5 protein-coding genes and 1 pseudogene are annotated in these 5,437 nt (G+C 58.1%); 5 read left to right on the forward strand and 1 reads right to left on the reverse strand.

Going from position 1 to position 5,437, the window contains the following annotated elements:
- The first annotated feature begins 163 nt into the window (after nucleotides 1–163).
- The 5 genes from QJT78_RS47905 to QJT78_RS47925 all read left to right on the forward strand — a co-directional run bounded on the left by QJT78_RS47905 (nucleotide 164) and on the right by QJT78_RS47925 (nucleotide 4,347).
- Nucleotides 164–553 carry a hypothetical protein gene (locus QJT78_RS47905; protein ID WP_038945607.1) on the forward strand — a complete coding sequence of 130 codons (390 nt, stop codon included), beginning with the start codon at nucleotides 164–166 and terminating at the stop codon, nucleotides 551–553.
- 123 nt (nucleotides 554–676) lie between these two features.
- Entirely contained in the window at nucleotides 677–2,254 is a 1,578-nt protein-coding gene (locus QJT78_RS47910) for a hypothetical protein (protein WP_240537843.1), read from the forward strand.
- Nucleotides 2,175–2,930: a hypothetical protein gene (locus QJT78_RS47915; RefSeq protein ID WP_157790378.1), complete on the forward strand. Its 756-nt coding sequence runs from the start codon at nucleotides 2,175–2,177 to the stop codon at nucleotides 2,928–2,930. Before QJT78_RS47910 ends, QJT78_RS47915 begins: the two co-directional genes overlap by 80 nt.
- Complete coding sequence (locus tag QJT78_RS47920; RefSeq protein WP_157790377.1) at nucleotides 2,854–3,753, forward strand: hypothetical protein; 900 nt, start codon at nucleotides 2,854–2,856, stop codon at nucleotides 3,751–3,753. The genes QJT78_RS47915 and QJT78_RS47920 overlap by 77 nt, the downstream gene beginning before the upstream one ends.
- A 141-nt stretch (nucleotides 3,754–3,894) precedes the next feature.
- Nucleotides 3,895–4,347, forward strand: coding sequence for a hypothetical protein (locus QJT78_RS47925; protein WP_240537842.1), 453 nt, complete (start codon nucleotides 3,895–3,897; stop codon nucleotides 4,345–4,347).
- A 684-nt stretch (nucleotides 4,348–5,031) separates the two neighbouring features.
- Here QJT78_RS47925 and QJT78_RS47930 read toward each other — a convergent pair.
- Nucleotides 5,032–5,437 (reverse strand): annotated as a pseudogene (locus QJT78_RS47930) (RNA polymerase sigma-54 factor); the annotation flags it as partial.

Raw genomic sequence — 5,437 nt, forward strand, 5'->3', positions numbered from 1 at the left:
ACGCCCTCCCGACGCAACGACAAAATCGTAAAGCCCCGCGTTCAGCATAACCCGGCAGGAATCCACTTAAATCCAGCGGGGCGCTGTCCAAACAACCGGGGCCAGCTCTGACTTCGGCAACCAGCCCGGAACGGATGACGGCTGGCTGTTTCGCCCGCGAGGAATGTATCAGTTGGTCGGCCGCGAGCAGTATCAGGAAGCGCAGGACCAAATGCAGCGGCTGGGCGAGCTGCAAGGACTCGATCTGCTAACGCTTCCCGACGCGCTATGGGATGCGAAGATCTCGGCCATGGTTACTTTTGCCCACTTCCGATTGCACCGGTATAAGGACGGCCGGTTACCTCCACCCGACAACCGCCGAACGCTGTTCGAGTTGCTCAAGGATCGCGCGAACGACTGGACAGCCGTGCGCGCGCTGCAAACGGATATGGCGCATCCAGGCGACGCCGCGTGGGTCTATGCACGTAGTGAGATGTTCCTCGCGTGTATCGAGGAAGCGTTGCATCCGACCAAACTGAAGACCTTGCAAAGCCAATTCTATGGTGAGGAATGAGCGGTTTGGTCCGGTTGCCCACATTGCTGTGGTGAGGCGCGTAGCGGCGAGATCGCCGCTCTCGAGGGCTGTGTTTCAAGTATTGGTCTTACAGGGGGGTTTTCTATGATCGCGAGGTGTCAAATGCACGGATCGCTGTTTCGTCGACGGATTGCAAGCTTGTTAGCGGCGGGGGTGATGTTGGCTGCTGCTTTAGAGGTAGGAACGGCTCCGGCGCAGGCAGCATCCAGGCCGCTTGCACCCAATGATGTGTCTATTCTCTTTCCTCCGCCGAAATCGGCGGCCGACCTCGCCAATCTGATCGCCGTGTCCGATCTCGCCGGCCCTACGGGATCGCCGCAGCGGCTGTTTTCCGACGCGGACTTCACGCGCTTTATCGCCAATGCCGAAAGTCCGGAGCATCCGAGCGTGCCGGATTCAGGTGCACGGCACATTCAGTTTCCAGATGAAGTGAAAAAGATCGAGGCCTGGTTTGTGGCCGGCATCCGTATCGATCCGGGCGCGCCGGGATTGTCGCCGGAGATCATCGCGAAATTTGGCCGGCAACCGCAAATCCGCCTCATCATTCAGCCGGTGACCAACGGCCCGGACGGCTTCAAGGTTCACGACACCGCAGGCCACCTTATCTTCAGCTTCAGTCTCGACGCGGATCCGCCTTTGGGCGGTTGCGCGCCGTTCCCGCGATTCAAACCGGACGATGAAGCCTTCAAGGCGATCGTTCGTGACGTCGCGACCTTACGCGATCAGCTCGCAGCCGGAGATTTTGGTAAGGTCAAGGTCTCGACTGCCGGTGATTTGAACGTGCATCCGGGTCTTGTAGGGGCATCGGCGAAGGCGTTTCGCGATGCGCTGAAGACCTTGCTTGAGAAGCATCTCGCGCCGCAGCGACTCAACACCATGGCAGTGATGGGCATCGCACCGCCCGAACCGTGGATTTTCGTATCGATGTTGAGGGTCCCGCAAGCGGGCTTGATAGCAGTGCCCGGTCCGACGCTTGATGGCATGCACGCGGCACAGATGTTCAGCGCGATCGGCGAAAGGCACGTGGTCCCGCAACCGGTCACGAACAATCAAAATCCGATCAGCTGTCGACACGCGGCATTGCAAAATCCGCCCTTACCCCAAGCTGATCGTAAGGGTGTTTCGACCTCCGAGTTCATCGATGGGAACCTGCCCAACAACCGCATCATCGAGATCGTCAATACCATTGCCGATCCGAAGAAGAGCCATTTCTTCAATACCGATTGCGTGAGCTGTCACACCGAGACAGCACAGCCACTCGCCCAGGAAAATACCAAATTTCGCACCGCTTGGCGTGAACCGCGCGGTCTGGCCGAAAGAAAACTGGAATGTCCGCAACTTCGGCTGGTTCCCATCCTTTTTGCACGGCGGCCCGGCCGCGGCGACGATAACCAGGCGCGCGGCAGCCGAGACGATCGAAGTAGTCACCTTCATCAACAGCCAATTGCTGAACAAATAACAAACGGTCGTAGTTTCCGGCAGCGTGCCGGACCGACTGGACGCATGAAAGAGAAGATGGAGTACTGCTATTGGGAGACCTTCTTTTGGCTCTCGTCTTTATTCCCGGGCGCTGCGCTGGCCTCATATCACCAGCCTGCTGTTGGCAATCGTCGTTGTTGTGGTCGTGGCGGCCGGCCTGGTGTATTTCGCGCCGGAGAGGGTTCGCGATGCAGCTCTTGAAATCAAGAACGACGCCAATCTGGTCGCTCAATTGCTGCCTGCGACCCTGCCGGAGCCATCAAAAATCGAAAGCGCTTATTGGCTGCCGCAAAATTGGACCTCCCGCCAGCGTTACTGGTTTCACCACACATCGCAGGGGACGGCGACCATTCCTGTCCCTTATCAGTGGTTTTTGGCCCTGGAACGCCCGGAGCTGTCCTTCTCTTACACGAAGTTGACCGACGAGAACTACCTGCGGCGCCTCGGCTTCATTCCGAGCCCAGGCTCAAAGGACTTCGCCGGTCATGCGCCCGCATACGGTTATCACGAGGATGCGCAGAATGGGGACACAGCGAACCCCGGTTGGAGTCCAAGCCCGCCCGAGAATCCGAATGCTTTGCCGGTCGGCTTTGCCATCCTCAAGGGCGGTATCGATCCGACGACCGGCGCTCCGTATGATGATCAGATCGGACTAACCTGCGCCGCTTGTCATACAGGGCATCTCGAATACAAGAATGTCAGCATCCGGTTCGACGGCGGGCCAGCGATGGTCAATCTTGGCGAGGTTGAAAGAGCCATCGGGCTGTCGATCGGTTACACGCTGATCTTGCCATGGCGTTTTGAGCGTTTTTGCCAGCAAGCTGGAGCAAATCAAAGGGCAGAGCGTCGATCGAAAGCAGCTGCGAAGCGATCTTGAGCTAGCACTTCAAAAGATCAAGAACCAAAAGGCAGAGACGGACAGACTTTTGACGGGCCAGGGAGTGGCGGATCTCGATGAAGGATTCGGTCGACTTGATGCGCTGAACCGGATCGGGAACCAGGTTTTCTATACCAACCTACTCGATCCCGTGACCGGTAAACTCAGGGACCCACTCCTTAAGGGCAACTTCGCGCGCCACGATGCGCCCGTGAGTTTTCCACCGATCTGGGACACGCCGTATTTCCTTTGGGCGCAGTATGACGCCTCTGTTCTGAACGAACTTGTTCGCAATTCAGGCGAGGCGCTTGGTGTCAGCGCGAAAATCAATATGACAGCGGCCGCACCTGGACGGCCGCTTTTTGGCTCGTCGATACATCTGTCCGAAATCGCGCGGTTCGAAGAGCTTCTTCGCGGCACCGATCCCTTTTCGACGGGAGTCAGAAAATTCACCGGGCTCATAGCGCCCCGATGGAAGGACGCAGCGGAGAAGTTCCGCGGTGACCAGGCCTGGGCGATTGATGAAAGGCTCGTCGAACAAGGTCGCGATCTTTATCGCGCTCACTGCTTTGAATGCCACCGAGGCCCGGTCAACGATGCTGCCTTCGACAAAAAGTGGCCGGAAGATTCGTTCTGGAGCCCAGAGAACCCCGATCGTTCAGCCAAGAACGAGAAGAACTGGGTGGAGATCGGCGGACGCCATTATTTCAACTTGGTCCAGATGCCGGTCTCGGCGATCGGCACCGCCCCCCCAACAATCGAACGTCCTGACGACACGGCGCGTTCACCTACCCGTGTCACTCGCATTAAATCCTGCCGATGACCTCAACAAAGCAGGCGGTTGCGGCCTTCTGGCAGATGAAGGGGCAGATCCTCTTTTTGTACTCGCGCTCATGGACGTGGTTGGCAAGACGATCGACCAATGGACCATTGCAAACAGAACTCCTGAAAAGCAAGGCGACAGATGTGGGGGCCGGGAAAGAACTGCCAAAACCAGCGCGTCTATGTCGAAGCGCGTGCGAGCCGCAACGGCAAGGACGAAGTTGTTCTCGCCCTTCAGCCTCAGTACCGGGCGCGACCATTGGACGGTGTTTGGGCAACAGCTCCTTATCTGCACAACGGGTCTGTTCCGACCCTGAGAGACATGCTGGTGCCGCACGCCAAGCGGCCGATGTCGTTTTGCGTAGGCAGCCGTGCGTTCGACCCGGTCAACGTCGGGCTCGCGACGAAAGCACAGTCGTCCGAAAGCTGTGCGGCCGGTCTGACGAACTTCGATGTGTCGCTGCTTGGGAACACTCGCGGACATTCTTTCGAGGGTAAGGAAACCGACTTAAGGAAACTGCCGCCCGGCATCATCGGACCAGAGTTGACCGACGCCGAACGGCGAGCGCTTGTCGAATATCTCAAGACTCTATGAGCGATGGCGTTCGACGCCGACTTGTGTGCCGGCGTCGCTAGCTTCCGCCGAGTTCGAATGCGCCTCGTCAGAACACGTGCCATTCGGCAGATTGTCCCTGCTCAGCCAGGTCATGTGTCCCTCCTGCCGGGACGTCGTCGATTGTCTTGAAGCCGCCATGAGCTCGCCGGTCCTAAGCAGCCCCGACTTGGCGCAATCCTGACGATCCCGCCCAACCGCACTTGGCGATGCTGGGCGCGGCTACAGTTGCGCACTCGAAAACCTGTTCATTTTCCAAAATCTGGGCGCTCCAAGTGTAGTTTTTACAACATTTAGCGCCGAGCTATTATGGTTAAGCCAATAATTCGCCCTACAACCTTGTTGTGCAGCGTAGCAACGAACCGGAAAGTTATCGCGGAAGAGGTGGTGGCGATCATTGGCGTGCGAGATCAGCCGGCTGCTACCGATCGGGGCCGTATATCGGCCGACAATAAGCCAAGGCGAGGACTTGGGAGGAATAAGAGCTTGGCGCCGACGGAGCCTCTGAAAACGCTCGCCCCTCTTAGACGGCAGTCGGCCTATACTACCTCTCCTCAAATGCCGCGCCAGAAGCTTCCTTCCATCACCATCAACAATCTCGCTCCAAAGGCCCGCTTTCAGAGACCTCCAAAGCTACGCTTCCGGATTAAATCGACAGCTGGGGGTTTATTTATCGAGGCCAGTTCCGCCCGATGCTCTACTGTTCATCGTTGACCACATATTGTCGCGGCGGCGCTGCACCGAGGACCGAATGCGCATGGCTTCGCGGTACTTCGCGACCGTGCGGCGGGCAATATCAATTCCCGAGGCGCGTAAGCGTTCCACGATGGTGTCGTCCGACAGGATCGCCGACGGCGCTTCCGAATCGATCAGCTGCTTGATGTGGTGGCGCACGGCCTCGGCGGAATGCGCCTCACCGCCATCCGCCGAACGGATCGATGCCGTGAAGAAATATTTCAACTCGAATGTGCCGCGATTTGTCGCCATGTACTTGTTGGCGGTGACACGCGACACCGTGGATTCATGCATCTGGATGGCGTCGGCAACGGCCTTCAGATTCAGCGGCCGCAGA

Source organism: Bradyrhizobium sp. Mp27 (assembly GCF_029953005.1).
Taxonomy (GTDB): Bacteria; Pseudomonadota; Alphaproteobacteria; order Rhizobiales; family Xanthobacteraceae; genus Bradyrhizobium; species Bradyrhizobium barranii.

Bases quoted from the DNA above. Each gene is read 5' to 3' on its own strand.
- QJT78_RS47905 (WP_038945607.1), top strand. From the start codon at position 164: ATGTATCAGTTGGTCGGCCGCGAGCAGTATCAGGAAGCGCAGGACCAA.
- QJT78_RS47910 (WP_240537843.1), top strand. From the start codon at position 677: ATGCACGGATCGCTGTTTCGTCGACGGATTGCAAGCTTGTTAGCGGCG.
- QJT78_RS47925 (WP_240537842.1), top strand. From the start codon at position 3,895: ATGTGGGGGCCGGGAAAGAACTGCCAAAACCAGCGCGTCTATGTCGAA.